This is a genomic window from Pseudomonas sp. 2024-210 (assembly GCF_045062345.1).
Classification (GTDB): domain Bacteria; phylum Pseudomonadota; class Gammaproteobacteria; order Pseudomonadales; family Pseudomonadaceae; genus Aquipseudomonas.
In genome coordinates this window covers 86,195-112,924 of sequence record NZ_JBJGEJ010000014.1, presented here as the reverse complement: position 1 = coordinate 112,924, position 26,730 = coordinate 86,195, and the positions used below count along the sequence as shown (strand labels likewise).

Here is a 26,730-nt window from a genome sequence, read left to right as displayed (position 1 = left end):
CCCCTGCGCCCCCGCGCTGAATAATCATGAATCATCAAATCTTCGTCGAACGTATCAAACCCTTGTCAACTGGCCCTTTTGATAGTTTTTGATTAGCCAGCAGCGCGCATAAACCTTAGCGTTTGCCCCATTCAGTGCCCCTCCAGGCGGTAACCAGAGAATGTTGCAATCACCATGACGCCCCACACTAAAGTTCACCATTCGGTGCCCGCTGAAGCGCTCACGTTTTTAAAGCCTGAGAAACTGGGACGGCATCACCACAAAGTGCCTGACTATATAAAAGGCATCACCGGTAAATATGCCCGTGCTCTTCCTGATTACTTCCTGAGCCAGTACCGAATCAATAGCGACTTGCAGCACGTGCGTATTCACGAACACTTTACGCAGGCGCCCGATTGTCGCTATCACACCGAAATCGGCACGTTAGGCTTCAGTATTGATCGCCCTCTAATAGCGGAGTTACTTGAAAGTTATTACGGCGGTATTAGCCCGACCAGCCAGAATGACCCGCCGGTCAGTGCGTCGGAAACCCGCCTGCTCGCAAGAATGGGCATCGACCTTTGCCGGATATGCGCGCGGATGCTCACCGGGGGTACACCCCTGAAGCACATTGACGACGCGATCAGTACGTATGAAGAAATTCACTGGGGCTATTGCGTCGAGTTTGTGTTCGGCAGCCTGCAAGCGGGCGCTGACGCTTCGGTCTACCTGTTTCTCGATACCCACGCCGTTGACGAGCTGACACGCCATCTGAGCGAACCTGCGCCGACCGCCATGGCGCACCCCGACGAGCAGCGGATCAGCCAATTGCCGGTGCGCCTGGACTGCGTACTGGCGCGCATGCAAATGCCCTTGGTCAGTGTGCTGGCGCTGGGCGTCGATGACATTGTGATGGTGCGCTTGCTGGAGCGCTGCGAAGTGCACATCAAGCAGCAAAAGTTGTTCCACGCAACCCTCGCCGAAGATGACGGGGCCTTGTATTTAACTTCTCTGGACAGTGTCAAAAGCCCATGAACAGCTCCCTTAGCGATACCGAACTGGACAACTTGCTCGATGATGCTCAGCTTGATCTCGAGCCCGAGCCTTCCCTGCCCGCCCCGCCTGCCCGTGAGCCACTGCCTCAGCAGGACTTGAAGTTTTTCGGCAAGATCCCGGTCAACGTGACACTCGAAGTGGCCTCTACCGATATCACGTTGCGCGAGTTAATGGACGTGGACATCAGTAGCGTGATCGCCCTCGACAAACTCGCGGGCGCGCCGCTGGATGTGAAGGTTAACGGTGCCCTCTTTGCCAAGGCTGAAGTGGTGGTGGTCAATGGCAACTATGGCATGAAGATCGTTGAGTTATGTGGCTCAAACCTCAGCGATCTGAGCGGATGAGTCGCCTAAAGCAGTTCGCTCAGGGCTGCCTGTTGCTGCTCGTGGTGTTGGTCCCGATGCCCGCCGTGGCCGCCAGCGGTGACATTTCGCTGTTCAGCCTCAATGACAGCGAAACTGGTCAGGTACTGAGCATCAAGCTGCAGATCCTGATCATGATGACCCTGCTCGGCTTTCTGCCCGCCATGCTCATGATGATGACCAGCTTTACCCGCTTCATCATCGTGCTGGCCATCTTGCGCCAGGCGCTGGGCTTGCAGCAAAGCCCGCCCAACCAGATTTTGATCGGCATTGCCCTGTGCCTGACCATGCTGGTGATGCGCCCCGTGTGGATGGAGATCTACAGCGAGGCCTATGAGCCTTTTCAGAGCGACCTGATTTCCATGGAGCAAGGGCTCGAAGTCGCCAAGAAGAGCATCAGCGGTTTCATGCTGGCGCAAACCAACAAGGCATCTCTCGAAACCATGGTGGCGCTGGCCAACGAGCCTTTGCCGCAGAACCTGGAAACCCTGGATTTCTCACTGCTGCTCCCGGCCTTTGTGCTCAGCGAAGTCAAAGCCGCCTTTCAACTGGGCTTCATGATTTTCTTGCCGTTTCTGGTGATTGATCTGGTGGTGGCCAGTGTACTGATGGCCATGGGCATGATGATGCTGTCGCCCATGATGATTTCGCTGCCCTTCAAGCTGATGGTGTTTGTGTTGGTCGACGGCTGGGCGCTGCTGGTGGGCACCCTGACCTCCAGCATTCAACCTTTTGGAGGTGGCTGATGCTGACACCGGAAATCGCTGCAGGCCTTGTCAGCAATGCGATCCAGATTACTGCACTGATCGTCTGCGTGCTGGTGGTGCCAAGCCTGCTGGGGGGGCTGGTGGTCAGCGTGTTTCAGGCCGCCACCCAGATCAATGAGCAAATGCTTAGTTTTTTGCCGCGCCTGCTGATCACGCTGGGGATGCTGATTTGGGGCGGCAACTGGATCTTGCGCACCCTCAGCGATCTGTTTATCGAAACCTTCAAGCAAGCCGGAACCTTGGTGGGCTGACCCATGCACGCAACTGAGCCGCTGTTTCAGGCCAGTCAGTACTTGCAGGCCTTGCAGGGCTACTGGTGGCCTTTTTGCAGGCTGATGGCCGTGTTCAGCATGGCCCCGCTGTTCAATCACAAGGCGATGTCGCGAAAAATCCGTGTGTTGCTGGCACTGGTCATCACGGCGGCGGTGGGCGCCGCGTTGCCGCCTGTGCCCGAGATTGACCCGTTGTCCGCCCGGGGCGTGATGACCGCACTGGAACAGATCGCCTTCGGTTTGATGCTCGGATTGACCCTGCAACTGGTGTTCACGGTGTTCAGCGTGGTCGGTGAAGTGGTGTCGTCGCAAATGGGCATGAGCATGGCCCGCTACAACGACCCGATAAACGGGGTGTCCTCGTCCTCCATCGTTTACCAACTGTACTTTGTGTTGCTGGCCTTTCTGTTTTTGGCCATTGACGGCCACCTGCTGGTGCTGAGTGTGTTGTTCAAGAGTTTCAGTCACTGGCCAGTGGGCAGCGGCCTGAACTATCACAGCTATACCCTGTTTATCAAAGCCATTGCCTGGGTGTTCAGCGCCGCTGTGTTGCTGACCCTGCCGATGGTGTTCTGCATGGTGCTGGTGCAGTTCTGCTTCGGCCTGCTCAACCGTATTTCGCCCTCCATGAACCTGTTTTCACTGGGGTTCCCGATCACCATTGTGGTCGGCCTGCTGTGCATTTACATGACCATTCCCAACCTGCCGGAACACTACTTGCACCTGACCCGCGAGTTGCTGGACAACATCGGCCTGATGATGGAGGACGGTCAAGGTGTCCAATGACAGCGCGCAGGAAAAGACCGAAGAAGCCTCGCAGCAAAAACTGCGCAAAAGCCGGGAGGACGGCCAGGTCACTCGCTCCAAGGATCTCTCCACCACGGTGTCCTTGCTGGTGACCCTGTTTATTCTCAGGCTTACGTTTGAGCGCTTTTACCAGGGGTTTCAGGACAGCTTTCGCATTTCGTATTTGAACCTCAACTGGAGCGAGATCACCCAGAACGACCTCACCCTGATACTGGCTCACAACCTCGGTTTGTTTATCACGATGCTCGCCCCCTTGCTGCTCACCAGTGTGTTGGTGGTGGTGTTTTCGCTGGTACCGGGCGGTTGGGTATTTGTGGCCAAAAACTTCGCGCCAAAATTCAGCAAGCTCAACCCTGTTACCGGGCTGGGCCGAATAGTTTCCAAACAGAACTGGATCGAGCTGATCAAGTCGATGCTCAAGATTGCCTTGTTGATTGCCGTGGCCTGGGCGCTGATCAGTGATGCGGTGCCGCACCTGATTGCGCTGCAACGCACCAGCCTGCTCACCGCCATTGGCACGTCCTTCAGGATTCTGTTTGATACCTTGCTGGCGCTGATGGGCATGTTCGTCGTGTTCGCCGCCATCGACATCCCTATCCAGAAGTATTTCTTTCTTAAAAAGCTGCGCATGACCAAGCAGGAGCGCAAGGAAGAACATAAAAATCAGGAAGGTCGGCCCGAGGTCAAAGCGCGGATCAAGCAGATTCAGCGTCAGATTTCCCAGCGCCAGGTCAGCCACGTGATGAAGACCGCGGACGCTGTGATCGTCAATCCACAGCATTACGCCGTGGTGCTCAAATACGACATCAAAAAGGCCCAGGCCCCGTACGTGGTCGCAAAAGGCGTCGACGAGATGGCTTTGTACATCCGCACGATGGCTGCCGCCAATGCGCTGGAAGTGCTGGAGATACCGCCGCTGGCCCGGGCTATTTACTTCAGCACCCAGGTCAATCAACAGATTCCGAGCCCGCTGTATGCCGCCGTGGCGCACGTGCTCACCTACATCCTGCAATTAAAAGCCTACAAAAGCGGCCTGCGCGCCAAGCCGCAACTGCCCGACAACCTCCCTATTCCAGAACGCATGGCGAACAAGGCGTAATCATGAACGTACTGCACACCCTCCTGCCGACCCTGCGCAGCGGACGTATCGGCATCCCGGTGGTGATCCTGTCCATTCTGGCGATGATCATCTTGCCCCTGCCGCCCTTGCTGCTGGACATTTTGTTTACGTTCAACATTGCCATGGCGGTGCTGGTGTTGATGGTCAGCGTGTCCTCGAAAAGCCCGCTGGATTTTTCCCTGTTCCCCACCGTGATTCTGGTCACAACGCTGTTGCGCCTGACCCTCAACGTGGCGTCTACCCGTATTGTGCTGCTTGAAGGCCATACGGGCACGGGGGCCGCGGGTAAAGTGATTGAAGCCTTCGGTGAGGTGGTCATCGGCGGCAACTTTATTGTCGGCATGATCGTGTTTGTGATCCTGATGATCATCAATTTCATGGTGGTGACCAAAGGCGGCGAGCGTATTTCCGAGGTGACGGCGCGCTTCACCCTGGACGCCCTGCCCGGTAAACAAATGGCGATCGATGCAGACCTCAATGCCGGTTTGATTACTCAGGATCAGGCCAAACAGCGCCGTCAGACCATCGCCAAGGAAGCCGACTTCTACGGTGCGATGGACGGCGCTTCGAAGTTTGTACGCGGCGATGCAATTGCCGGCATCCTGATTCTCACCATCAACCTGTTTGGCGGCTTTGCCATTGGCATGTTCGTCTACGACTTGCCAGCCGGGCTGGCCTTCAAACAGTACGCGTTGTTGACCATCGGCGACGGTCTGGTGGCACAAATTCCGGCGTTGCTGCTGTCAACCGCCGCAGCCCTGATCGTGACGCGTATCAATGAGTCCGCCGAAATTACCACCCAGGTGCGTCGACAGTTGCTGGCCTCTCCCAGCCTGCTGTACACCGTGGCCGGCATTCTGCTGGTACTGGGCATTGTGCCGGGCATGCCGCATCTGGCCTTTCTCAGCTTTGCCGCGGTGGTGGCCGGGTTGGCGTGGTGTGTCTCGCGCTATCAATCCCCCGTGGAGGCGCAAGAACTCGACGCGGTCAGCGCACTCAGCGAATCCATGCAACACGAGCGTACCCACACTTTGGCGTGGGAAGACATTCCTCACGTTGAACGGCTGTCAGTGTCTCTGGGCTACAAATTGGTCGGGCTGGTCAACGAAGCAGCGGGCGCACCGTTGACACACCGGGTGCGCGGGTTGCGCCAGTCTTTGTCAGAAAACCTGGGGTTTCTGTTGCCTGAAATCCACATGCGCGACAGCTTGCGACTCAAAGCTGCCTTTTACTCGATCCATATCAATGGCGAGCAGATTGAGGGCGCCGAGGTGCATGCAGATCACTTGATGGCGATTGCATCGGCGCAGTTGTATGGCGAAATCGATGGGATTCTGGGCATTGATCCCGCCTACAAAATGCCGGTGGTGTGGATCAAGCCTGCCGATAAAAGCCGGGCACTTAACCTGGGTTATCAAGTGGTGGATTGCGCGGGCGTGGTGGCGACCCACCTGAACAAAGTGATTCGCGATCACCTGGCCGATATTTTCAAACACGACGATGTCGACCATCTGATGCAACGCCTAAGCGAAGTGGCGCCCAAACTGGCCGACAACCTTAAAGCGCAACTCAACTATACCCAGCAACATAAGGTGTATCGCCAGTTGCTGACCGAAAATATCTCACTGCGCGACATCGTCACGGTGGCCAGCGCCTTGGTCGAAAGCAGTGAAAACACCAAGGATCCAGTGCTGCTGGCGGCGGATGTACGCTATGCGTTGCGCCGCAACATCGTGGCCAGCATTACCGGGCGACGCGACGAAGTCAGTGTCTTTGTGTTGGATAACGCCCTCGAGAACACCTTGCTCGGCGCGCTGAGCATTGCGCAGCAAGCCGGGCCGGTGAGCCTGGACAACATTCCGGTGGAGCCGAACCTGCTTAACCAGCTGCAAAATGCCATGCCGATTGTCAAAGAGAAACTGCGCAAGGACGGCCACCCTCCGGTGCTGACTGTCATGCCGCAACTGCGCCCGCTGCTGGCCCGCTATGCCCGAGTGTTCAGCCCGGGACTGCACGTCCTGTCACAGAACGAAATTCCGGAAAACGTCAGCGTCAACATTGTCGGGACGCTGGGCTAGAACCCCTAACGGCGCCCCTTGCTGCCGATCTACTTATCCGACTTGATACTGGTCCAGGTACGGGTACGCACCCGCTCCAGTTTTTGCGGCAATGGCTTGACGATGTACAACGACTTCAAGGCCTCAGGGGTCGGTGTCAGGTTGGGGTTGTCGTTAATGTCCTTGTTGATCAACGCCAGCGCGTCTTTGTTGGCGTTGGGGTAGCCGAGGAAATCACTGATCCTGGCAATGACCTTGGGCTCCAGCAAGGTGTTCAGAAACTGGTGAGCCTCTTCAACGTTTTTGGCACTTTTAGGAATCGCAAAGGTGTCGAACCAGATGGGCGCCCCTTCTTTTGGCAAGCGCCAGTCAACCACTACGCCGTTACCGGCTTCCTTGGCGCGATTGGCAAACTGATAAAAGCTGCCCGAGTAACCGATGGCCACGCAAATATCACCATTGGCAATGTCGGTCATGTACTTGGCCGAATTGAAGTAGGTGACGTAGGGGCGGATTTTCATCATCAACGCCTTGGCCTTTTCATAGTCGGCCGGGTTTTCACTGTTGGGGTCCAGACCTAAGTAATGCAGTGCCAATGGCAGAATCTCCGAGGGCGAGTCGAGCATGGCCACACCGCAGGATTTGAGCTTTTCCATGTTCTCGGGTTTGAACACCAGGTCCCAACTGTCCACCGGCGCGTCGTCACCCAGCGCTGCCTTGACCTTCGCCGGGTTGAAGCCGATCAACACGGTGCCGACCATATACGGCACGGCGTATTGGTTCCCGGGGTCATTGGCTTCCAGCAACTTGAGCAAGGCCGGGTCTTGATGCTGCCAGTTGGGCAGTTTCGACTTGTCGAGCTTCTGGAATACCCCGGCCTTGATCTGGGTGTCGAGAAATTGATTGGACGGCACCACCAGGTCATAGCCCGAGTTGCCGGTCAGTAACTTGGCCTCAAGGGATTCATTGGTATCGAACGTGTCCCATATCACCTTGATGCCCGTCTGGCGGGCAAAGTCTTTGGGCACGGACGGCAGGATGTAGTCCGCCCAGTTGTACACCCGCAGTTCACGCTGTTCAGCGTGCACGGCAGCGGCTAGCAGCGACAGTGAACACACGGCGGCGCCGAGTAAATGTTTTATCGAGACCATGAATGAGTTCCCCAAAGTGGCGTGAGATCGCTACGAAATGAATCTGCGCTCGGTTATGCGGACTGCAACTGGCCAAGGGCACATCGGATATTTTTTGATTAATGTGTCTGCGCTTTAGATTCTTGCTGAGCACTTGGCCGGATCACAGTGGGAGACCGGCCAAAAAGGGATAGATTTGGCCAATGTGTGTGACCCGATTGGTATCTGCCACTGTTAAACAACCGCTGTAAGAGGGAGAACAGGAAGTTATTTACACTTAACGCCTTACAGCTTGATGGTCGCCGAGCTTTGATCTCGGGGTTGAGCACGATCAAAACTATCGGATCGGTTCACGGCAGCGCTGTTATCGGATGACAACCTCAATACGGATGTTATAAGGTAACAGCACTTTTGACCTACTCCTTGTTTGCGATCCCCTAATGACGACCACTGCCCATGCCCCGCCCTCACGTCAGCGCTTGCTGTCCATCGACGCCCTTCGCGGGTGTGTGATCCTGTTTATGCTGTTGGACCATGTGCGCGAAACCTTCTTTCTGCACCGCCAAGTCGCAGACCCTATGAACATAGAACTCACCGACCCCAGCCTGTTTTTCAGTCGCACCCTTGCCCACCTGTGTGCGCCAGTGTTCGTGTTGCTGACGGGCCTTTCAGCCTACCTGTTCGGTGAAAAATATCAGGGCACACGCGACGTTTCGGCGTTTCTGTTCAAACGCGGGCTGTTCCTGGTGGTGTTGGAGTTCACGCTGGTGAACTTCGCCTGGACCTTTCAATTCCCTCCCACCGTGATTTATCTGCAAGTGATTTGGGCCATTGGCGTCAGCATGATGGCTCTGGCGGTGCTGGTGTGGCTGCCGCGCCCTCTTCTGTTGCTACTGGCGATGATCATTATTGGCGGGCACAACCTGCTCGACACCGTCCATTTCCCGCAGGGTTCAGCCCTGCATGTGCCGTGGGCGGTGCTGCATGATCGCGGCTGGATCGAATTCTCAGAGACCCTGCGATTGCGCACGTCCTACCCGCTATTGCCGTGGATAGGCGTGATCGCGTTGGGCTACTGCCTGGGCCCGTGGTTTGCACGCAGCGCCTCGGCGAGCCAGCGTCAGCAGTACTTGTTGCGCTCGGGTCTGGGCGCCCTGCTCGGCTTTGTGTTGTTGCGATTACTCAATGGGTATGGCGAGGCTGCCTGGGTGGACCACGACCACTGGCTGGCCACGTTGATGAGCTTTTTCAATATCACCAAGTACCCGCCTTCTTTGCTGTTTCTGGCACTAACGCTGGGCGCAGGCTTTTTGCTGTTACTGGCCTTTGAACGGGCGCAACACCGTGCATGGGTTCGCACCCTCGCGGTATTTGGCGCTGCGCCCATGTTCTTTTACCTGCTCCATCTGTACGCGTTGAAAGTGCTTTATCTGATCGGCGTCGCGGTTTTTGGTCTCAATCAGGGCAGTTACTTTGGATTCGACAGTATCGTCGCCGTCTGGTTGATGGCTGTGTTGCTGGCTGCTGCGCTGTACATGCCCGTGCGCTGGTTTGCTGCGCTGAAAAGTCGGCGACGAGATATTTCATGGCTGAAATACTTCTGATAATGAGTTTTTCCCCTATCCACGACGTGTTCGTCTAACATGCCGCCGCCGGTCCCCAAACGGGATTAAAAGGGAATCCGAGGGGCTAACACAGCCCCAAACGGAACTGCCCCCGCAACTGTAGGTGCTGAGCCTGCTCCTTGAACGCCACTGGGTTACCCCCGGGAAGGCTGGAGCCGGGCGATGACGCATCAGTCAGGAGACCTGCCGGCATAGCAACACCTACTGACCGGCGGGGTGCCCGGGAAGGACATCCTTGCTGCGCGTGTCATTCACCTGACCGGCCTTGCTCTGCTTAAAAAGCCGTGCTCAACGATGTGTTTCCAGGCCGTACGCTCCCGCTCTGTGTACGATCCAAATGGAGATTGCATCATGATGCTGTACCGCGCCGCCGCCCTTGCCACCGCCTTGAGCATGCCTACCCTGACCCTGGCCGCTCCCACCCACTATCCATTGACGATAGAGAACTGTGGCACGGCGCTGACATTTCAACATGCCCCGCAACGCGCCGTGACCATCGGCCAGGCCGGGACTGAAATGCTTTATGCCTTGGGGTTGGGCGACAAGCTGGTCGGTACCTCGCTGTGGTTCAACGATGTCTCTCCCCTGTACCAAGCGCAGAACGACAAGGTTGAGCGTCTGGCAGACAACGATCCCAGTTTCGAAGCGGTGGTCGGCAAGCGCCCTGAACTGGTCGCCGTGCAGTTGGAGTGGATGGTCGGTCCACAAGGCGTGGTCGGCACCCGCGAACAGTTTCATGAACTCAACATCCCGACCTACTTGATGCCCTCCGATTGCGAGGGCAAAGACAATCTGGTCGGCGCCGACGGCACACGCCTGCAACCCTTTCGCATCGACAGCGTGTACAAAAGCATCAGCCAGTTGGCGCAGATTTTTGATGTGCAGGATCGCGGTGAGCAACTTAATGAAGTGCTCAAAGCGCGTCTGGAAAAATCCCTGGCCTCAATCAAGGGCAAAGACCTCAAGCACACCAGCGCGCTGTTCTGGTTCTCCAGTGCCGACCTCGACATCGACCCCTACGTGGCCGGTCGCAAGGGCATTCCTGACTTTATGCTCAACACGCTGGGCGTGCGCAATGTGGTGGAGTCCGATGAAGAATGGCCAACGGTTGGCTGGGAAACACTGGCCAAAGCCAACCCGACCTTTGTGGTCATCGCACGCATGGATCGCCGTCGCTTCCCCGCGGACGACTATGAGAAAAAGCTTGAATTTCTGCGCTCTGATCCAGTGACCCGCAACATGGATGCGGTCAAAAACAACCGCATCATCATTCTCGATGCCGACGCCATGCAGGCCAGCCTGCGTCTTTTTGACGGGTTTGAAACACTCGCAAACGCCATTCATGACAGCAACGCGGCGCAATGAGTGTGCGAATGCTGCCTTGGCTGGCGTCCTTGGCGATGTTGTTGCTGGCCATCCTTGCCGGAGTGGCCATTGGTGAAACCGCGATTGAGCCGGGCGTGGTGGTGCGGGTCCTGGCCAACAAAATGTGGGGCGCTGGCTATGTGCTGGACCCTATAGACGAAGGCATTGTGTGGAACTACAGACTGACCCGTGCACTGGTCGCTGCCGCCTGCGGTGCCGGGCTGGCCACCTGCGGGGTGGTGTTGCAGTCGTTATTGCGCAACCCTCTGGCCGATCCCTACCTGCTCGGCATTTCAGCCGGTGCCTCAACCGGCGCGGTATTGATTGCCTTGCTGGGCTTGGGTGCCGGGGCCATCAGCCTGTCGGCGGGTGCATTTGCAGGCGCCATTGGTGCTTTTTCACTGGTGGTATTGCTGGCCCGTGCCAGTGGCCCTGCTAACGGAACCGGCCAAATCATCCTGGCCGGCATCGCCGGTTCACAACTGTTCAACGCCATCACCGCTTTTTTGATCACTAAATCGGCCAGTGCCGAACAGGCGCGCGGCATTATGTTCTGGTTACTGGGCAATCTCAGCGGCGTGCGCTGGCCTTCGGTGTGGCTGGCCGTGCCGGTGGCACTGGCCGGGCTGGCGGTGTGCCTGTGGCACCGGCGGGCGCTGGATGCCTTTGCCTTTGGCAGTGATTCAGCCGCCTCACTGGGTATCCCGGTGCGCCGCATGCAGTTTCTGCTGATCAGTTGTACGGCGCTGATCACGGCTGTGATGGTCTCCATTGTCGGCTCAATCGGTTTTGTCGGGCTGGTCATCCCCCATGCTGCGCGCTTGCTATTGGGCACTGGCCATGGCCGGCTGCTGCCTGCCAGCGCGCTGGGTGGCGCCCTGTTTCTGATAGCGGCCGATATTCTTTCGCGCACCCTGATCAAGGGGCAAGTGATCCCCGTCGGTGTCGTCACAGCCTTGGTGGGCGCGCCGGTGTTTGTGTTGATACTGATAGGCCGCAGGAGTGCCCGATGACGGATGAGCGTGCGGTGCTGAGTTGCCACGACCTGAGTTACGCGGTGCGCGATTGCGTACTGTTAAACGGTATCAATCTGAAGGTTCGCGCTGGCGAGACGCTGGGCATTGTCGGCCCGAACGGTTCGGGAAAGTCGACCTTGATCAAGCTGCTGGCCAATCTACGTACCGCCAGTCAGGGCCAGGTGCTGCTGAACGGACAACCGCTGCAGGCAATGGCCAGGCGGCGTATTGCGCAGCAACTGGCCGTGGTCGAGCAACAGGCCGATACCCACGACGCCGTGAGTGTGTTCGAGGCCGTTGCACTGGGCCGCACACCTTGGCTGTCGGCGCTGCGCCCGTGGTCGGTGGAAGACACTGCCATCGTCGAACAAGCGCTTCGCGATGTGGACGTGAGCCATCTGCGCAGGCGGATTTGGCGCGACCTTTCGGGCGGTGAGCGTCAGCGCGTTCACATTGCCCGGGCCTTGGCCCAGCGTCCGCACATTCTGCTGCTGGACGAACCCACCAACCATTTGGACATCCTGCATCAGCTGTCTATTTTGAAGACCGTGCAGGATTTGACCGTCACCACACTGATCGCACTCCATGACCTTAACCAGGCGCTGAGTTGCGACCGCGTGGCGGTGTTAGAACGGGGGCAGTTGGTCGCTCTGGGCAAGCCATGTGATGTGCTGACCCCCCAACGCTTGCACGCCACATTTGGTGTACACGCCCATTATTTGACCGACCCTTTCGACGGGGCAAAGATTCTGCGTTTGCGCCCCTCTTGAACCCTTTTATGGATAAACCACGATGCGTATTTCATCCCTTGGTGTGCTGTTGAGTGCTGCCCTGCTCTGTTCATCTACGTGGGCCCAAACCCATGAAGTGAAAATGCTCACCCGTAGCGCCACAGCTGGCATGGTCTATGAGCCGGATTACTTACAGATAGCCCCCGGCGATACCGTCAAGTTCGTCGCCACGCAAAGTGGCCATAACGCCGCCACTTTGCCGGAGCTACTGCCTGATGGGGCGCAAGCGTTCAAAGGCAAAATCAATGAGGAAATTGAACAGACCTTTACCGTTCCCGGGCTTTACGGCATTCAATGCATTCCGCACCTTGCGATGGGCATGGTGATGCTGATTCAGGTCGGCGAACCGGCCGCGCAAGCTCCCCAACTGCCCGCCACCCTGCCCAAGCGTGCACTGGACCGCATGAACGCTGCATTGCAAAAACAGCAGGCGGCTCAATGACCGGCCTCTACTCTCGCTCCGCCCTACTGCTGACCCTTGCCAGCCCCTTGGCATTGGCTGAGTCTGCACAGGAGCAAGCCAACGGTTTTATCGAAGACAGCACCTGGAACGTGCTTAATCGCACGGTGTATGACCATCGCGAATACCGCCACGGTGCCAGCAACAGTGGCTCACGCAATGCCTACAAGCCACGTTCTGAGCGCAATGGCTATGCCGAGGAATGGGCCTACGGGTTAATGGGCACTCTGCAATCAGGTTTTACCCAAGGGCTTATCGGAGTGGGTATTGATGCTCACGGTTACATGGCGCTAAAACTTGACAGTGGCGGCGGCCGTGCGGGCAAGGCCCGCCTGCTGGGGCTGGATAATGACGGCTACCCCAAAGACAATTACGGCCGGGCCGGCGCGGCGGTCAAGCTGCGCATGTCCAACACCGTCGTGTCCTACGGTGAGCAACGCGTCAAAACCCCGGTATTCAGCTCGTCCGACAGCCGCCTGTTGCCCGAAACAGCCACCGGCGCATTTGTCACCAGCAACGAATTTAACGCACTGAAAATGGTCGGCGGACACTTTACCGAGAGCACTGACCGTAACGCCAGCAGCCACGATCAGGGCTTTGTGGTGAACTATTCGAATGGGCCAAAAGGCGATGCATTTGACCTCGCGGGTATGGTCTATACCCCGGCCAAGAACCTGACAGCCAGCCTGTACACGTCTCGTTATCAAGACACCTGGAACCAGCACTATCTGGGCGCAGTGTTCAGCCAGGCCATCGATGACAACCAGTCCGTTTCGCTGAATCTCAACCTGTACCGCACCACCGATGAAGGCAAGGCGTTGTCAGGCACTATCGACAACACCACTTGGAGTTTGCTTGGCACCTACGCCCACGGCCCGCATAACTTGAGCCTTGGCTACCAGAAAGTGCACGGCGACACGCCATTTGACTACGTGACACGCGGCGCAATCTTCATCACCAATGCCGTGCAATTGTCTGACTTCAACGCACCAAACGAACAGTCCTGGCAAGCCCGTTACGATTTGGCCATGACCCCGTGGGGCCTGCCCGGACTGGTTTTCAGCGCAGCCTATGTGCGCGGCAGCCATATCGACGGCAGCCACGTAGACCCCAAAGGCGGCTATGCGTATTTAGGTTACGGCAAGAATGGCAAACACTGGGAACGTGATCTGGAGGCGCGTTATGTGGTGCAAAGTGGCACCGCCAAGGGTGCCATCATTTCACTGCGCCACAACGTGCATCGGGGCAACAGCGCGCAAGCGGAACTGGACACTGACCAGATTCGCCTGGCCGTTGAATACCCGCTCACCGGCCGTTTCTGACGGGCTACGGCAAACGGCACTGCATATGGGTCGTTTGCCAGACCGGATCGTCCTCTACATCCGTGATGGTATAACCCTGTCGCCGCCAGAACTCGATAGCGCCGGGCAGAAACGGGTGGGTGTGCAAATACATCAGCTCGACACCGGCTTCAACCGCACGGGTTTTCAAGGCGTCGTAGAGCGCGCGCGCCACCCCTGAGCGGCGACACGGTGGCAGTACAAACAGACGCACCACCTCAACCACCTTGAGCCCCCGATAATCCAGTTGCGTAAAACGGTGGTCATAGGGCACATAGCCAATCGAGGCGACGATCCGCCCATTCTGACGCGCGATCAGAAAGCAGCCTTCACCCTGGATATAGGTCTGCTCAAACTGAGCCAGATCAGTAGGCATACCGCTGGCGTTCAATTTGGGAAACAGCGCGGCACGGGCCTCCAGCACAAAGTCCCGCGTTTGCGGGACGTCTGCTGAAGCGACCTGTTCAATCGTGATCATCTAGCACATCAATCCTGGAGCCGCTGACGAGGAACGAAGCTGCGACCGGCGGCAAAGCCGTCGCAAACCACTCCATCCGATCTATCAGTAATATCGAGTTCATCGCATTTGCGACGATTGCATCGCCGATCGCAGCCATCGTTCCTCGTCAGCGGCTACACCTGACCTGTAGCCGCTGCCGAAGGCTGCGATCGAACGCGAAGCGGTCGCTAAATGGGACGACTCGGGGTGTCAGGTTTTACGACGGCTTCGCCGCCGAACGCAGCCTTCGTTCCTCGACAGCGGCTACAGGTTACGCCAGCGACTCGGCGCAGAACTTTGTAGCAGCTGCGGCAGGCTGCGTACCGCTGCGCGCTCGATCGCAGCCTTCGTCAGCGGCTACAACACAATCTCGGGGTGACGCCTTAGTGCATGTGCTGATGGTCATGCATCGGCATGGTGTTCAAAGCACGCGCCTGCGCCTGGACTTCAATCGATTCTTTGGCCCCTTTACTGTCTTCGACAATCAGGGTCAGCGGTACGCTATCGCCCTCTTTGATCTGACCCACGAGGTCAATCAACATCACGTGATAACCCTCAGGCTCGATGTTGACGGTTTTACCCGCCGGCAAGGCGATTGAAGGAACAGCCTGCATGCTCATCACGTCGTTTTCCATCTTCGACTCATGAATTTGCACAGTCTTGGCGACAGGTGATTTGACCTCTACCAGCTTGCTGTCAGTGGCGGCAGTAATGTGCATGAAGGCACCGCTGAACGGCTGGCCGGGCACAGTGGCGCGCACCCAGGCATCATCAACCACGGTTTGTGCAGACACATGCAGGCTCATGCCCAGTAACGACAACAACAGATACTTAACAGGTTTCATGGTATTGGCTCATTCAAAGGACGTTAAATCAGCAGACTGACATCACCGTAAGCAGGTCTTCGGCGCATTGCTTGGCAGACAGCGAAGGCGACAAACCCATGCGCAATACACCACGGGAATCAAAGACAAAACTGGTGGCCGTGTGCGACAGGGTATACGACGAACCGGTAGGGATCTTCTCGTAAAACACCTTGAATTCCTTCGCCGTGGCGGCTGTTTCTTCCAGCGTGCCAGACAGCGAGATAAACGTCGGGTCAAAGGCTTTTACGTAAGCATCGAGCATGGCGGGTTTGTCCCGCTCAGGGTCCAGGGTGATAAACACCACCTGCAAGCGGTCACCGTCTGGGCCCATCAACTTCTTGGCTTGTGCCGCACGCGCCAGTGCAGTCGGGCAGACCGCAGGACACTGAGTGAAACCGAAGAAAATCATCGGCATCATTCCTCGAAAACTGCCCAGCATCACTTCATTGCCATCCACGTCGCGCAGTTTGAACTTGCGCCCGAGAATCTCGTTGCTCAGATCTTTTGCGTACTTGTAAGACAAACCGCTGCCCATGTCGCAGCCCGAAAGTAAACCAAGACTGAGCACGCCAAGGCCTGCAAGCACGTGGCGGCGAGTCAGTAATTCGTTCATGTCATCGTTCCTCTAAGCGACTTCGACTGCATTCAGAAGCCTTGAACCTGCGCAATGGATGGCAGGTGTGTACGCGGCTCGACTCAAAAGGCAAGTGCGCACGATTGCTGTGGGTAGACCTTTACATGGGGGGCGAATTTAACACTCTCAACAACTTGCCGCACGGCGGGTATGCACTGAATGAGTGCGCTGCGCTTCTTACAGCCAGTAAAACCGGGCAACACGGCCCGCCTGCGACAAATCGTCTCAGGCAGACTTTAAAGGAAGGGGAACTTCAGACCTGCACTGTGCAAGCCTGAAGTTGCGTGCCGGGACTTAACGATTAACCGGTGTACGCATGGTGACGAACTCTTCGGCCGCGGTGGGGTGAACGCCGATGGTTTCGTCGAAGTGCTGCTTGGTGGCGCCTGCTTTCAAGGCAATCGCCAAACCTTGCACAATCTCCCCGGCTTCTGGCCCAACCATGTGGCAACCCAACACTTTATCGGTGTCGGCATCGACCACAAGCTTCATCAAGGTGCGCTCCTGACACGGCGTGAGCGTCAGTTTCATGGGCCGGAAACTGCTTTCGAATATCTGCACCTTGTGCCCGTTTTCGATGGCCTGCTCTTCACTCAACCCCACCGTGCCAATATTAGGCAAACTGAACACCGCTGTCGGGATCATGTTGTAGTCCACTGCACGGTATTGTTCAGGCTTGAACAGGCGCCGTGCCACGGCCATGCCTTCAGCCAGTGCGACCGGCGTCAGCTGCACGCGACCGATCACATCGCCGATAGCAAGAATGGACGGCTCGGCACTTTGATACAGCTCATCGACCTCAACAAAACCGCGCTTATCGAGTTTGACGCCGGTGTTTTCCAGGCCAAGGTTGTCCAGCATCGGACGCCGTCCGGTTGCATAGAATACACAGTCGGCCATCAACTCACGGCCATCTTTAAGCGTGGCTTTTAAACTGCCATCAGGCTGCTTGTCGATACGAGCAATGTCGGCATTGAACTGCACATCCATGCCGCGCTTGGTCAGTTCTTCGTGCAAGTGTTTGCGCACTGCCCCGTCGAAACCGCGCAGGAACATCTCGCCGCGATACAACAAGGACGTCTTGGCGCCCAGCCCGTGGAAAATCCCGGCAAATTCCACGGCAATGTAGCCACCGCCTACCACCAACACCCGCTTGGGCAGTTCTTTAAGGAAGAACGCCTCGTTGGAACTGATCGCGTGCTCATGACCCGGGATTTCTGGAATCTGCGGCCAGCCGCCCGTGGCAATCAAAATGTGCTGGGCGCTGTGCCGCTGGCCGTTCACTTCCACTTCGTGGGGGCCAGTGATCTTGGCATGACCTTCCATCAAGGTGACGCCGCTGTTAACCAGCAGGTTGCGATAGATGCCATTCAGGCGATGGATTTCACGGTCCTTGTTGGCGATCAGTGTCGCCCAGTCAAAGTTCGCTTCACCCAGACTCCAGCCAAAACCCGACGCCTGTTCGAAGTCTTCAGCGAAGTGGGCACCGTAAACCAACAGTTTCTTAGGCACGCAGCCCACGTTTACGCACGTACCGCCCAAGTAGCGGCTTTCTGCTACCGCGACTTTTGCACCGAAGCCCGCTGCAAAGCGAGCCGCACGCACGCCACCGGAACCTGCACCAATTACAAACAAATCAAATTCGTAGGCCATTTCGCTCTCCCAAGAAGTCCAACAGCATAATCGCTCCAGCGCGATTGACCAGCGCCGGGCTGGCCGAAGGCTAAAAAACGACAAAGCCACCCGGAGGTGGCTTGGTCTTGAAACACACTCAATACAGGCGGTTTTAGTAAGCTTTGCCTGTTTTGTAGAAGTTCTCGAAGCAGAAGTTAGTCGCCTCGATGTAGCCTTCAGCACCGCCGCAGTCGAAACGCTTGCCTTTGAACTTATAGGCAATAACGCAACCGTTCTGCGCTTGTTTCATCAGGGCGTCGGTGATCTGAATCTCGCCGCCTTTGCCCGGCTCGGTCTGCTTGATGAGATCAAAGATGTCCGGGGTCAAAATGTAACGACCGATGATGGCCAGATTCGACGGCGCATCTTCCGGTGCTGGTTTTTCGACCATGTTGCGCACGCGATACAGGTCATCCCCAATCAGATCGCCGGCGATAACGCCGTACTTGTTGGTTTCTGCCGGATCAACTTCCTGAATGGCGATAATGGTGCAGCGGTACTGGTTGTACAGCTTGACCATTTGCGTCAGAACGCCATCACCTTCCAGGTTAACGCACAGGTCGTCCGCCAATACGACGGCGAAGGGTTCGTCGCCGATCAACGGGCGGCCAGTCAAAATGGCGTGACCCAAACCTTTCATTTCAGTTTGACGGGTGTACGAGAACGAGCACTCGCTCAGCAAACGACGGATGCCGACCAGGTACTTCTCTTTATCAGTACCCTTGATCTGGTTTTCCAGCTCGTAGCTGATGTCGAAGTGGTCTTCAAGTGCGCGTTTGCCGCGCCCTGTCACGATGGAGATTTCGTTTAGACCGGCATCCAGTGCTTCCTCAACCCCGTACTGGATCAGTGGCTTGTTCACCACCGGCAGCATTTCTTTAGGCATGGCTTTGGTCGCTGGCAAAAAGCGAGTGCCGTAACCGGCTGCAGGGAACAAGCATTTCTTGATCATATGAGTCCTTTAAAGGGCTGTACGTTCGAATTTGGCGCAGTCTAATCAGGCGGCTGCAGCGTTACAATGGCCCCTGATAGCAAACTGATCACTCATAGAGAAAATTAGTGCCAGTTAGTTCATTTATTACATTTTTTTCATATTCAGGATGGGTTTATTGAACCTATGACGCCGCCTCCCGGTCTTCTCATCGGTACAGGCAACCTGCCATATAAGCCGCCTGAGATGAAGAATTGGCGGTATTATTGCGCCAATTTCCACCCATTAAGGCCTACGCTCCATGTCAGATCCTACACACACCATCAATGGTTACCTGATCAAAAAAGTCGGCACTGACCAATGGTGGATCGCCGATGCTTCAGATGAAAACGTCGCTGGCCCTTTTACCTCAGAACAATCAGCCATCGAGGTGGCTTCTGTGTTTCAGGATCAGCCCGCAGCACCCGCCCGCAAGGGCAAAAGTAAATCCTGACCTCTCACTTTCGATGATGACCCTCCATGAATAAAGCCCTCGCACTACTCGCACTTCTGGCGCTTGGCGGCTGTGCCACTGCATCCAATACCTACTTGGCCGATGGCAAACAAGGCTTGAGCATAGACTGTTCTGGCGAAGCCATGTCGTGGGCCAAGTGCTACGAAAAGGCAGACGCGTCTTGCGCAGGCACCGGTTACTCAATTGTCGGGACAGACGGTTCACCTGCGGTCAGGGAAAGCGACAAGACCCTCGGGGTGGATGTAGGAAATTTCAACAGCCGAAATATCGTTGTCGTGTGCAAGTAAGAACGTGAGGGCTTCAGGCATGCCTGACGCTGCATGGCGCAGTCGTCAGGCTGAAAACCCTGACAAAGCTTGATGGATGCCTGGTTAACCAGAAATACAATGTGTTGCGGCTTTGCGAATATCACCGGGTCGAACGGGCACGTTCGACATGCTTTCGTAAACCTTGATGCTGCTACCACCCGAACGCTCTTCAATGTCAATCACAGCGGTAGGATTGGAAGTCAACTTTTGCGGGACGATGATACGTAACCCTTCTTTATGCGGCTCAATCTGCGGTGCCTTACGTGTGTGCGACAACTCTTGCACCAGGCACTGAGCGTAGGCATCAGGCTTCTTGCCTGAAATCACACTCATGGTCGGTAACGTCTGCTCAATATCCGTAACTGATGCACAGCCACCCAAAGCCAGCATCGCCAGCAAAACGCCCCACTTCATACATGTCCTCCGTTAAAGATCTTACGACCGAAAATTCCCGAATTTTCTCCCTGACTGAGGGAATAAAGATTCTGCTGTGGCGATTTGTCCGGATTTTACGTCAGAAATATCGCATCGCGGCATAATAAGCGCCTTTAGACCCCTGTCAGTACTAAAGCACATGTTATCTTGCTGATTTTTTAGCGACAGCAGCCCTTATTGGAGCACCCATGAAGTTTATTCACCAGCGCGAGCATTTGAACGAAGATGACATCGTCGTCATCGAATGCTCCCAGCCCTGCAACATTCGCCTGATGAGCGACGCACATTTTCGCAGCTTCAAAAATGGCGGCCGTCACTCCTATCACGGTGGTGCGTTCAAGGACTTCCCGGCCCGTATCACGGCGCCGAGCACAGGTTTCTGGAACATTACCATCGACACCGTCACCAGCCGTGCGATCAGCGTCACCCGCAAGCCGAGCTTTCAGCCGACCATTAAAATCGTTCGCCGCTCCAGCTCAAAGCTCCGCTAAGCCTGACGCCCATCGCCTTTAAATACAGGAAATAGCGTGAAAACTCCTTCCGAGACTAAAAAATACGTCATCAAATACCTACTCAATGGCGAGCGCCGTTTCGAGTTTGTGAACTTGAGCCAAAAATCTGATGAAGAAGCGCACGCAGCGCTTGAGCGCATGCATGATTCGGACGACAAGATCACTGATGTAAAAGTCAGCAAGCCTCTCTAAACATGACGCTCGACCTGTTCGCCGATGACGACCTGCAGCAACCTGATCGGCTCGATCGTATCGGCGAACAGGCCGTTGTTTTGCGCGGGTTTGCTTTGCCGTGGGTCGACTCATTGCTGGCGGCACTGACACCTGTCCTGTGCCAATCGCCTTTTCGGCAGATGCAAACACCCGGCGGTTACACGATGTCTGCACGCCTTAGCAGTTGTGGCGCCCTGGGCTGGACAACCGACCGCGAGGGCTACCGCTACAGCCCGATTGATCCGTTGACCGAACAGCCCTGGCCAGCCATGCCTGAGGTCTTTTTGACGCTGGCCGAAACAGCCGCCCGGGCTGCAGGGTTCAACGCATTTGTACCCGACGCCTGCCTGATCAATACCTATTGTCCTGGTGCAAAAATGTCGTTGCACCAGGACAAAAACGAGCGGTGCTTTGAAGCCCCTATCGTGTCAGTTTCTCTGGGTTTATCTGCGGTCTTTCAGTTCGGCGGGTTTGCACGTAACGACCCGACTCAACGCATCTCGGTGTTTCATGGCGACATCGTGGTGTGGGGCGGTGTCGATCGCTTGCGCTTTCACGGTGTACTGCCGATTAAACCCGGCCATCATCCGGTGCTGGGTGAGCAGCGTCTCAATATCACCCTGCGCAAAGCAGGTTGAACAGGACGCTTCAGCTTCAGGGTGCAAAACGCTATAAATTTCCATTTATAGCGTTTATCTTCCTACCGCCCGCTACAGCCGTATCACGCCGGGCTACCCACGTTTCTACATGGAGTTTTGTCATGCACGTTTGCGCTCGTCTGTTTGCTCCCGCTGTGCTTGTGGCACTGATCACCAGCCTTACAGTGGGCACTGCCTGCGCCGGTGACGTGCAAGTGGCTGTGGCAGCCAATTTCACCGCACCGATTCAAGCCATTGCCAGCGACTTCGAAAAAGACACCGGGCATAAGCTGATCGCTGCGTATGGCGCCACCGGCCAGTTCTATACACAAATAAAAAACGGCGCGCCTTTTGAGGTGTTTTTGGCAGCCGATGACAGCACCCCCGAGAAGCTTGAAAAAGAAGGTGAGACCGTCCCCGGTTCACGTTTTACCTATGCAGTGGGCACCCTCGCCTTGTGGTCCGCCAAGGACGGCTACGTTGACCCGGCGGGTCATGTGCTCAACGAGGGCACCTATCAGCATCTGGCTATTGCCAATCCCAAAGCAGCCCCTTATGGACTCGCTGCGACGCAGGTATTGGGCAAGATGGGCCTGACCGAGAAGGTCAAAGACAAGATCGTTGAGGGCCAGAACATCACGCAGGCCTATCAGTTCGTATCGACTGGCAACGCGCAATTGGGCTTTGTGGCCCTGTCGCAGATTTACAAGGATGGCAAGGTCAGCAGCGGCTCCGCCTGGATCATCCCTGAGACCATGCATGATCCGATCAAGCAAGATGCGGTGATTCTCAAGAAAGGCGCGGACAACCCGGCGGCCAAGGCGCTGACGGAGTACCTTAAAGGGCCAAAAGCTGCAGCCATCATCAAATCCTACGGTTATCAACTGTAAATGCCGCTCTCAAGTGCCGACTTTTCGGCGATCTGGCTGACGTTCAAACTGGCCTCTTTGACCACTGTCATTTTGTTGCTGGTCGGCACCCCGATCGCCCTTTGGCTGGCGCACACCCGATCACGTTTGCGCGGACCGATCGGCGCAATCGTCGCCCTGCCCCTGGTATTACCGCCTACTGTCATCGGCTTCTACCTGCTGCTGGCAATGGGGCCAAACGGGTATGTCGGGCAACTGACGCAGATGCTCGGTTTAGGAACATTGACTTTCAGCTTTAGCGGACTGGTCATTGGCTCGGTCATCTACTCCATGCCCTTTGTCGTACAACCTTTGCAAAACGCCTTTACAGCCATTGGCCCAAGACCGCTTGAAGTCGCGGCAACGTTGCGGGCCAACCCATGGGACTGTTTTTTTAACGTCGTCTTGCCGCTGGCACGACCGGGGTTTGTGACGGCCGCTATTTTGGGGTTCGCCCATACGGTGGGGGAATTTGGTGTTGTACTGATGATTGGCGGCAATATTCCCGATAAAACCCGGGTGGTCTCGGTGCAAATCTACGATCACGTAGAGGCGCTTGAATACGCCCAAGCGCACTGGCTGGCCGCAGCCATGCTGGTGTTCTCATTTCTGGTGCTGTTGGCGCTCTATTCAAGCCGCAAATCGCAGAACACCTGGAGCTGAGTATGGCCTCGCAGATAAACGTTCGACTGCAAATGACTTACCCCGGTTTTTCGTTGGATCTGGACGTGCGACTACCGGGCCGGGGTGTCACTGCACTTTATGGTCACTCCGGCTCCGGCAAGACCACCTGCTTACGCTGCATCGCCGGTCTTGAGCGGGCCGAACAAGCGTTTGTGCAGATCAATGGTGAGACCTGGCAAGACACTCAGCAGCGCACGTTTGTGCCCGTCCACAAACGTGCGCTGGGTTACATCTTTCAAGAGGCCAGTCTGTTCGCGCATCTGTCCGTGCGGGGCAATCTGGAGTTCGGTTTGAGACGGATCGCACGGCATGAACGCAAGGTTGACCTCGATCGTGCGGCAGAGTTACTCGGCATCACACACTTGATGCAACGCGCACCGGCGCATTTATCCGGGGGCGAACGCCAGCGGGTTGGAATCGCCCGAGCCCTGCTGACTAACCCCAAGTTGCTGCTGATGGATGAGCCGCTGGCTGCACTGGACAGCCAACGCAAACGCGAAATCATTCCGTATCTCGAACGCCTGCACGCCGAACTGGATATTCCTGTGCTCTACGTCAGTCATTCGCAGGATGAAGTCGCGCGACTGGCAGATCATATTGTCGTGCTCAGTCATGGCAAGGCGCTTGCCAGTGGCCCTATCGGCGAAACATTGGCCCGACTGGACTTGCCTCTGGCGCTCGATAACGACGCCGGAGTTGTCATTCAAGGCTCGGTAGCGGCCTTTGATGCGCACTATCACTTACTGACCCTGCAACTGCCTCACAGCGTCCAGCAGCTGAAAGTTGCGCACGAGGCGTTGGCGATCGGGCGGCCGATGCGCATCAAAATACAAGCCCGCGATATCAGCCTGAGCCTTGACCGTGTTGAGCACAGCAGCATCCTTAACAGCTTGCACGCCACCGTCATCAGCGAAACGGGGACAGATAATCAAGCCCACGTACTGGTTCGCCTGGACGTCGATGGCAGTGCGCTGCTGGCGCGGATCACTAGATACTCGCGCGACCACCTCGGCCTGCATCCAGGCCAAAGGCTCTGGGCACAGGTCAAGTCGGCGGCAGTATTGATCTGAGTCGACCCTTTACAAGGTCTCGCGGCGTAGCCTGACAAAATAGCGAACAGTTGCAATACCAAGACCCAACAGCAAGCCGAGTACCACAGCCAGTCCGATAATCATCGCCTTTTTCGGTTTGATCGGATCCAGTGGCGTTTGCGCCTTGCGATCAATACTGGCCAGACCCAACCGGCTCATGTCCGTATTCAGGCCGCCCAATCGGGCCACTTCGGCACGCAAAGGCTCGATATTTTTAAGAAACAGATCTTCGTTCGTGCGCTTACCGAGCATTTCAACCTGGCGGTTGACCTCTAGCATCTGCAACTTTTTGGCGATATCCGACACTTTTTCGTTGGTAAAGTCGTCAGACGTCCGCTTGAGCAAAGCTGCACGCTCGGCCTCAAGAGCTTTGCTGCCCATGAAGTACAGCGGCAGGGCTTGTGAAGTGATCTCGGTACGCATACCCCTCGTAGAAGTACCTTGCGTAGCCGCGGCCATCGCGGATGGCGTCGTCGGCTGGGTGATACCCAACGAGTTGGCAATGGTAATAGCCTCTTGCAACTGCGCTATACGATCCGCCCGTTCAGTCCGTAATTGCAGTCGCAGAGCCTTTAACTCATCTTTAAGCTTTGCCGTGTTCAGGGTGTCAGCTTCTACTAGACCGGCAATTTCGGCATCCTTACCCGAACGATAGGCGGAACGTGCAGCGTTGATTTTTTCATCCAGTTCGCGCAGTCGGTTATTAATAATGACTTTTAGATCCGCACTGATTTGCGCACGCTGGTCATTGATCGCGTATTCAACAAAACCGTTAAGGATCTGCGGGCCATTAACAGAATCCGGGTAAGTCAGCTGTAACTTTAAAAAAGAACTCGAGTCGCCGGACTTGGGATCAGGGCGAATCAAATTGATGGCATCCCGGTTAAAAATCTCAAAGCTTTGCTCGGGCGAAAGGCCCTTTTTAGCCAGCGGCTCGAATAAGTCCGGGTGAGCACGAAAGTAATTGAGACGAGTCTCATATGAGTCGAGTGCTGCCCCCACTTTGAGCAGGGCCTCTGCCGGAGGAAGGGTATACACCTCAGAGCGGTTCAGGGCATCGAGCTCATTGATCGCTGCCGGGCGCAGCAGGGTACTGGCCTGGTAGATGGGTTGCGCGACCAGGACATAACCCACAGCGATAGCCGCTACGGCGGCCGTGGTGACTGCTATCAATACCTTCTGTTGCCAAAACGAGTGAAACAGGTCAAGCACATCAATTTCTGCGTGAGCACGCGGATGTTCAGTAGTCTTCAAAAATAGCTCCCTGTGTGTGAACCGTTTTGGCACGTTCAGAGCTTGGCTGTTCTAGAAAAGAAAAGGGCAAGCAAATTAAAGTACATGTCTGACAGGGAAACAGCTAAAAAAGTCCCTGCTTTATAAATCAATCACCTGGCAGAACAACGGGCAGCACCACGGGTGGTGTCATAGTGATATCACCCCTTACTTTATTAAAGTCTTAATCTCACATTTTTCAATGATATTTCCTACCTTAATTTAGGATATTTTTTCACATACCCCCTGAACACGCTGAAGCTTTTCGTGCAGTTGAATTTTTTAAACTAACACTCTTTCGAGTTGCGACGCGTTAAGCGTTAATGTGTTTTTTTCAAGTGCGTATGCGCGCTTCTTCGCGCTGATCCGGTGCAAGAACATGTTCAGGAAAGCGGTATCTTTCTACAGTCTGTGTAATTATCCCCGCCACAAAAATTTAAGCCTAAGTGCGGAGTCATAAACAGCATGGACATTCACCAGGCGATGCGCGTGTTCGTACGCGTAGTCGAGACCGGCAGCTTCACGGCTGCGGCACAGGCGCTTGGCTATTCCACAGCGCAAACATCACGTTTGCTCTCGGAGCTGGAGTCCTTGTTGCAGGCGCGCTTGCTGCAACGCAGCACCCGACGCCTGGCACTCACCGAGGTGGGCACACGTTACCTGGAACGATGCCGTTTGATTCTCGGCGAAATCGAGGATGCCAATGCCGAAGCCGCAGGCGCTCACTTGATACCGCGCGGTCATTTGCGTGTGCAATCCACCACGGGCTTGGGGATTCAACTTCTCGCGCCCTTGGTGGCCCGCTATGTGAAGCTCTACCCGCAGGTCAACATTGACTTGACGCTGTCTCAACGCCAACCCGATTTGCTGGAGGAAGGCCACGATGTAGTGATCACGTTGTCGGGGGATCTGCCCGATTCCGAAATGATTGGCCAGCCGCTGGGCAGCATCTTCAGCGTGATCAGCGCAGCCCCGTCCTATCTGCAGAGTCACGGTGTGCCGCAAACGCCCGCAGACCTGAGTCACCATCGCTGTCTGCACCTGGTTGACCCATTGTTCACCGACAGCTGGACCTTTCGCGATGAACACGGCGAGCAGTCAATTCGTCCAGGGAATGTGTTTCAGGTTAACGTGGCCGAAGCCATGGCGCAGGCGGCACAAGCCGGCCTGGGCATCTGTCTGTTGCCCGATTATGTGGCCGTGGATTCCTATCAGCGAGGGTCACTGGTACGCGTGCTGCCACACTACCGACTGCACGAAAAAAGCATCTTCGCGCTCTACCCTTCCCGCCGATTTCTGGATGCTAAAGTACGAACGTGGGTCGAGTTCTTGAAGCAAGAAATACCCAAAGTGCTGGAAAAGCACCAGGCCATCGTCGATGACCCGGCACATTGGGCATAAGGG

The 26,730-nt window shown here is 56.1% G+C and carries 31 protein-coding genes and 1 riboswitch; of the genes, 22 read left to right on the top strand and 9 right to left on the bottom strand.

What is annotated here, in order from left to right; translation table 11 throughout:
- Positions 1-174: 174 nt before the first annotated feature.
- Genes ACI7MX_RS18115 through ACI7MX_RS18085 form a run of 7 tightly spaced genes read left to right on the top strand, consistent with a single transcriptional unit; the run spans position 175 to position 6,441 of the window.
- Entirely contained in the window at positions 175-1,014 is an 840-nt protein-coding gene (locus ACI7MX_RS18115) for a FliM/FliN family flagellar motor switch protein (RefSeq protein WP_405589737.1), read from the top strand.
- A complete protein-coding gene (locus ACI7MX_RS18110; RefSeq protein WP_405589734.1) occupies positions 1,011-1,379 on the top strand; it encodes a flagellar motor switch protein FliN in 369 nt (122 codons plus the stop codon). Before ACI7MX_RS18115 ends, ACI7MX_RS18110 begins: the two co-directional genes overlap by 4 nt.
- Before the next feature lie 56 nt (positions 1,380-1,435).
- Positions 1,436-2,143 (top strand): flagellar type III secretion system pore protein FliP, encoded by a 708-nt coding sequence (gene fliP, locus ACI7MX_RS18105; RefSeq protein ID WP_405589779.1) that lies wholly within the window; start codon positions 1,436-1,438, stop codon positions 2,141-2,143.
- A complete protein-coding gene (locus ACI7MX_RS18100) occupies positions 2,143-2,415 on the top strand; it encodes a flagellar biosynthetic protein FliQ (protein WP_122782738.1) in 273 nt (90 codons plus the stop codon). The genes fliP and ACI7MX_RS18100 overlap by 1 nt, the downstream gene beginning before the upstream one ends.
- Positions 2,416-2,418: 3 nt before the next feature.
- Positions 2,419-3,222, top strand: a complete 804-nt coding sequence (gene fliR / locus ACI7MX_RS18095) for a flagellar biosynthetic protein FliR (protein ID WP_314483971.1) — start codon at positions 2,419-2,421, stop codon at positions 3,220-3,222.
- Positions 3,212-4,342, top strand: a complete 1,131-nt coding sequence (gene flhB / locus ACI7MX_RS18090) for a flagellar type III secretion system protein FlhB (RefSeq protein WP_405589731.1) — start codon at positions 3,212-3,214, stop codon at positions 4,340-4,342. Before fliR ends, flhB begins: the two co-directional genes overlap by 11 nt.
- Positions 4,343-4,344: 2 nt before the next feature.
- Positions 4,345-6,441, top strand: coding sequence for a flagellar biosynthesis protein FlhA (locus tag ACI7MX_RS18085; protein ID WP_405589728.1), 2,097 nt, complete (start codon positions 4,345-4,347; stop codon positions 6,439-6,441).
- A gap of 29 nt (positions 6,442-6,470) precedes the next feature.
- Here the strand turns inward: ACI7MX_RS18085 and ACI7MX_RS18080 are convergent, their stop codons facing one another.
- Entirely contained in the window at positions 6,471-7,571 is a 1,101-nt protein-coding gene (locus ACI7MX_RS18080) for a polyamine ABC transporter substrate-binding protein (protein ID WP_405589725.1), read from the bottom strand.
- Between the two features lie 419 nt (positions 7,572-7,990).
- Here ACI7MX_RS18080 and ACI7MX_RS18075 point away from each other — a divergent pair, with 419 nt between their 5' ends.
- The 6 genes from ACI7MX_RS18075 (at position 7,991) to ACI7MX_RS18050 (ending at position 14,129) form a co-directional block, all read left to right on the top strand.
- Entirely contained in the window at positions 7,991-9,154 is a 1,164-nt protein-coding gene (locus tag ACI7MX_RS18075; RefSeq protein WP_405589723.1) for a DUF1624 domain-containing protein, read from the top strand.
- A gap of 32 nt (positions 9,155-9,186) precedes the next feature.
- A riboswitch (cobalamin riboswitch) is annotated at positions 9,187-9,381 on the top strand.
- 145 nt (positions 9,382-9,526) lie between these two features.
- Positions 9,527-10,540, top strand: coding sequence for an ABC transporter substrate-binding protein (locus ACI7MX_RS18070; protein ID WP_405589720.1), 1,014 nt, complete (start codon positions 9,527-9,529; stop codon positions 10,538-10,540).
- Between the two features lie 8 nt (positions 10,541-10,548).
- Entirely contained in the window at positions 10,549-11,553 is a 1,005-nt protein-coding gene (locus tag ACI7MX_RS18065) for a FecCD family ABC transporter permease (protein WP_405589717.1), read from the top strand.
- Positions 11,550-12,326: an ABC transporter ATP-binding protein gene (locus ACI7MX_RS18060; protein WP_405589714.1), complete on the top strand. Its 777-nt coding sequence runs from the start codon at positions 11,550-11,552 to the stop codon at positions 12,324-12,326. Before ACI7MX_RS18065 ends, ACI7MX_RS18060 begins: the two co-directional genes overlap by 4 nt.
- Before the next feature lie 22 nt (positions 12,327-12,348).
- Positions 12,349-12,789: a pseudoazurin gene (locus ACI7MX_RS18055; RefSeq protein WP_314483995.1), complete on the top strand. Its 441-nt coding sequence runs from the start codon at positions 12,349-12,351 to the stop codon at positions 12,787-12,789.
- On the top strand, positions 12,786-14,129 hold the full coding sequence (locus ACI7MX_RS18050) for an OprD family porin (protein WP_405589711.1): 1,344 nt from the start codon (positions 12,786-12,788) through the stop codon (positions 14,127-14,129). The genes ACI7MX_RS18055 and ACI7MX_RS18050 overlap by 4 nt, the downstream gene beginning before the upstream one ends.
- Before the next feature lie 4 nt (positions 14,130-14,133).
- On the opposite strand, the gene ACI7MX_RS18045 is transcribed toward ACI7MX_RS18050, so the two are convergent.
- From ACI7MX_RS18045 to galU, 6 genes are all read right to left on the bottom strand, one after another.
- Positions 14,134-14,625, bottom strand: coding sequence for a GNAT family N-acetyltransferase (locus tag ACI7MX_RS18045; protein WP_405589708.1), 492 nt, complete (start codon positions 14,623-14,625; stop codon positions 14,134-14,136).
- On the bottom strand, positions 14,612-14,764 hold the full coding sequence (locus tag ACI7MX_RS18040) for a hypothetical protein (RefSeq protein WP_405589705.1): 153 nt from the start codon (positions 14,762-14,764) through the stop codon (positions 14,612-14,614). The genes ACI7MX_RS18045 and ACI7MX_RS18040 overlap by 14 nt, the downstream gene beginning before the upstream one ends.
- A gap of 265 nt (positions 14,765-15,029) precedes the next feature.
- Positions 15,030-15,491, bottom strand: a complete 462-nt coding sequence (locus ACI7MX_RS18035) for a copper chaperone PCu(A)C (RefSeq protein WP_405589703.1) — start codon at positions 15,489-15,491, stop codon at positions 15,030-15,032.
- 28 nt (positions 15,492-15,519) lie between these two features.
- A complete protein-coding gene (locus ACI7MX_RS18030) occupies positions 15,520-16,125 on the bottom strand; it encodes an SCO family protein (RefSeq protein WP_122782723.1) in 606 nt (201 codons plus the stop codon).
- A 315-nt stretch (positions 16,126-16,440) separates the two neighbouring features.
- Positions 16,441-17,799 (bottom strand): glutathione-disulfide reductase, encoded by a 1,359-nt coding sequence (gorA, locus tag ACI7MX_RS18025; RefSeq protein ID WP_314484013.1) that lies wholly within the window; start codon positions 17,797-17,799, stop codon positions 16,441-16,443.
- 133 nt (positions 17,800-17,932) lie between these two features.
- A complete protein-coding gene (gene galU / locus ACI7MX_RS18020) occupies positions 17,933-18,772 on the bottom strand; it encodes a UTP--glucose-1-phosphate uridylyltransferase GalU (RefSeq protein ID WP_405589699.1) in 840 nt (279 codons plus the stop codon).
- 280 nt (positions 18,773-19,052) lie between these two features.
- On the opposite strand from galU, the gene ACI7MX_RS18015 reads away from it, so the two are divergent.
- On the top strand, positions 19,053-19,244 hold the full coding sequence (locus tag ACI7MX_RS18015; RefSeq protein WP_314484023.1) for a hypothetical protein: 192 nt from the start codon (positions 19,053-19,055) through the stop codon (positions 19,242-19,244).
- Positions 19,245-19,270: 26 nt separating this feature from the next.
- On the top strand, positions 19,271-19,552 hold the full coding sequence (locus tag ACI7MX_RS18010; RefSeq protein ID WP_314484026.1) for a hypothetical protein: 282 nt from the start codon (positions 19,271-19,273) through the stop codon (positions 19,550-19,552).
- 84 nt (positions 19,553-19,636) lie between these two features.
- Here the strand turns inward: ACI7MX_RS18010 and ACI7MX_RS18005 are convergent, their stop codons facing one another.
- On the bottom strand, positions 19,637-19,987 hold the full coding sequence (locus ACI7MX_RS18005; protein ID WP_314484029.1) for a hypothetical protein: 351 nt from the start codon (positions 19,985-19,987) through the stop codon (positions 19,637-19,639).
- 209 nt (positions 19,988-20,196) lie between these two features.
- Between ACI7MX_RS18005 and ACI7MX_RS18000 the strand changes: the two genes are divergently transcribed.
- The 6 genes from ACI7MX_RS18000 to modC all read left to right on the top strand — a co-directional run bounded on the left by ACI7MX_RS18000 (position 20,197) and on the right by modC (position 24,033).
- Positions 20,197-20,499, top strand: coding sequence for a DUF1883 domain-containing protein (locus tag ACI7MX_RS18000; protein WP_003445729.1), 303 nt, complete (start codon positions 20,197-20,199; stop codon positions 20,497-20,499).
- Between the two features lie 36 nt (positions 20,500-20,535).
- On the top strand, positions 20,536-20,712 hold the full coding sequence (locus ACI7MX_RS17995; protein WP_314484033.1) for a hypothetical protein: 177 nt from the start codon (positions 20,536-20,538) through the stop codon (positions 20,710-20,712).
- A gap of 2 nt (positions 20,713-20,714) precedes the next feature.
- Positions 20,715-21,371, top strand: coding sequence for a DNA oxidative demethylase AlkB (gene alkB, locus ACI7MX_RS17990; RefSeq protein WP_405589693.1), 657 nt, complete (start codon positions 20,715-20,717; stop codon positions 21,369-21,371).
- Positions 21,372-21,493: 122 nt separating this feature from the next.
- Positions 21,494-22,261, top strand: a complete 768-nt coding sequence (gene modA, locus ACI7MX_RS17985) for a molybdate ABC transporter substrate-binding protein (RefSeq protein WP_314484039.1) — start codon at positions 21,494-21,496, stop codon at positions 22,259-22,261.
- Positions 22,262-22,942 (top strand): molybdate ABC transporter permease subunit, encoded by a 681-nt coding sequence (gene modB, locus ACI7MX_RS17980; protein WP_405589690.1) that lies wholly within the window; start codon positions 22,262-22,264, stop codon positions 22,940-22,942.
- 2 nt (positions 22,943-22,944) lie between these two features.
- Positions 22,945-24,033, top strand: a complete 1,089-nt coding sequence (gene modC, locus ACI7MX_RS17975) for a molybdenum ABC transporter ATP-binding protein (RefSeq protein WP_405589687.1) — start codon at positions 22,945-22,947, stop codon at positions 24,031-24,033.
- Between the two features lie 9 nt (positions 24,034-24,042).
- On the opposite strand, the gene ACI7MX_RS17970 is transcribed toward modC, so the two are convergent.
- Positions 24,043-25,308 carry a Wzz/FepE/Etk N-terminal domain-containing protein gene (locus ACI7MX_RS17970; protein ID WP_314484048.1) on the bottom strand — a complete coding sequence of 422 codons (1,266 nt, stop codon included), beginning with the start codon at positions 25,306-25,308 and terminating at the stop codon, positions 24,043-24,045.
- Positions 25,309-25,791: 483 nt separating this feature from the next.
- Between ACI7MX_RS17970 and ACI7MX_RS17965 the strand changes: the two genes are divergently transcribed.
- On the top strand, positions 25,792-26,727 hold the full coding sequence (locus ACI7MX_RS17965) for a LysR family transcriptional regulator (protein WP_314484051.1): 936 nt from the start codon (positions 25,792-25,794) through the stop codon (positions 26,725-26,727).
- The last annotated feature ends 3 nt before the right edge of the window (positions 26,728-26,730 follow it).

Bases quoted from the DNA above. Each gene is read 5' to 3' on its own strand.
- ACI7MX_RS18035 (WP_405589703.1), bottom strand. From the start codon at position 15,491: ATGAAACCTGTTAAGTATCTGTTGTTGTCGTTACTGGGCATGAGCCTG.
- ACI7MX_RS18065 (WP_405589717.1), top strand. From the start codon at position 10,549: ATGCTGCCTTGGCTGGCGTCCTTGGCGATGTTGTTGCTGGCCATCCTT.
- gorA (WP_314484013.1), bottom strand. From the start codon at position 17,799: ATGGCCTACGAATTTGATTTGTTTGTAATTGGTGCAGGTTCCGGTGGC.
- ACI7MX_RS18045 (WP_405589708.1), bottom strand. From the start codon at position 14,625: ATGATCACGATTGAACAGGTCGCTTCAGCAGACGTCCCGCAAACGCGG.
- ACI7MX_RS18000 (WP_003445729.1), top strand. From the start codon at position 20,197: ATGAAGTTTATTCACCAGCGCGAGCATTTGAACGAAGATGACATCGTC.
- modA (WP_314484039.1), top strand. From the start codon at position 21,494: ATGCACGTTTGCGCTCGTCTGTTTGCTCCCGCTGTGCTTGTGGCACTG.
- ACI7MX_RS18075 (WP_405589723.1), top strand. From the start codon at position 7,991: ATGACGACCACTGCCCATGCCCCGCCCTCACGTCAGCGCTTGCTGTCC.
- ACI7MX_RS18005 (WP_314484029.1), bottom strand. From the start codon at position 19,987: ATGAAGTGGGGCGTTTTGCTGGCGATGCTGGCTTTGGGTGGCTGTGCA.
- ACI7MX_RS18040 (WP_405589705.1), bottom strand. From the start codon at position 14,764: ATGGCTGCGATCGGCGATGCAATCGTCGCAAATGCGATGAACTCGATA.
- fliP (WP_405589779.1), top strand. From the start codon at position 1,436: ATGCCCGCCGTGGCCGCCAGCGGTGACATTTCGCTGTTCAGCCTCAAT.
- fliR (WP_314483971.1), top strand. From the start codon at position 2,419: ATGCACGCAACTGAGCCGCTGTTTCAGGCCAGTCAGTACTTGCAGGCC.
- ACI7MX_RS18030 (WP_122782723.1), bottom strand. From the start codon at position 16,125: ATGAACGAATTACTGACTCGCCGCCACGTGCTTGCAGGCCTTGGCGTG.
- ACI7MX_RS18110 (WP_405589734.1), top strand. From the start codon at position 1,011: ATGAACAGCTCCCTTAGCGATACCGAACTGGACAACTTGCTCGATGAT.
- ACI7MX_RS18060 (WP_405589714.1), top strand. From the start codon at position 11,550: ATGACGGATGAGCGTGCGGTGCTGAGTTGCCACGACCTGAGTTACGCG.
- modC (WP_405589687.1), top strand. From the start codon at position 22,945: ATGGCCTCGCAGATAAACGTTCGACTGCAAATGACTTACCCCGGTTTT.
- ACI7MX_RS18015 (WP_314484023.1), top strand. From the start codon at position 19,053: ATGTCAGATCCTACACACACCATCAATGGTTACCTGATCAAAAAAGTC.
- ACI7MX_RS18080 (WP_405589725.1), bottom strand. From the start codon at position 7,571: ATGGTCTCGATAAAACATTTACTCGGCGCCGCCGTGTGTTCACTGTCG.
- alkB (WP_405589693.1), top strand. From the start codon at position 20,715: ATGACGCTCGACCTGTTCGCCGATGACGACCTGCAGCAACCTGATCGG.
- ACI7MX_RS17965 (WP_314484051.1), top strand. From the start codon at position 25,792: ATGGACATTCACCAGGCGATGCGCGTGTTCGTACGCGTAGTCGAGACC.
- ACI7MX_RS18085 (WP_405589728.1), top strand. From the start codon at position 4,345: ATGAACGTACTGCACACCCTCCTGCCGACCCTGCGCAGCGGACGTATC.
- ACI7MX_RS18115 (WP_405589737.1), top strand. From the start codon at position 175: ATGACGCCCCACACTAAAGTTCACCATTCGGTGCCCGCTGAAGCGCTC.
- ACI7MX_RS18055 (WP_314483995.1), top strand. From the start codon at position 12,349: ATGCGTATTTCATCCCTTGGTGTGCTGTTGAGTGCTGCCCTGCTCTGT.
- galU (WP_405589699.1), bottom strand. From the start codon at position 18,772: ATGATCAAGAAATGCTTGTTCCCTGCAGCCGGTTACGGCACTCGCTTT.
- modB (WP_405589690.1), top strand. From the start codon at position 22,262: ATGCCGCTCTCAAGTGCCGACTTTTCGGCGATCTGGCTGACGTTCAAA.
- ACI7MX_RS18010 (WP_314484026.1), top strand. From the start codon at position 19,271: ATGAATAAAGCCCTCGCACTACTCGCACTTCTGGCGCTTGGCGGCTGT.
- ACI7MX_RS18100 (WP_122782738.1), top strand. From the start codon at position 2,143: ATGCTGACACCGGAAATCGCTGCAGGCCTTGTCAGCAATGCGATCCAG.
- ACI7MX_RS18070 (WP_405589720.1), top strand. From the start codon at position 9,527: ATGATGCTGTACCGCGCCGCCGCCCTTGCCACCGCCTTGAGCATGCCT.
- ACI7MX_RS18050 (WP_405589711.1), top strand. From the start codon at position 12,786: ATGACCGGCCTCTACTCTCGCTCCGCCCTACTGCTGACCCTTGCCAGC.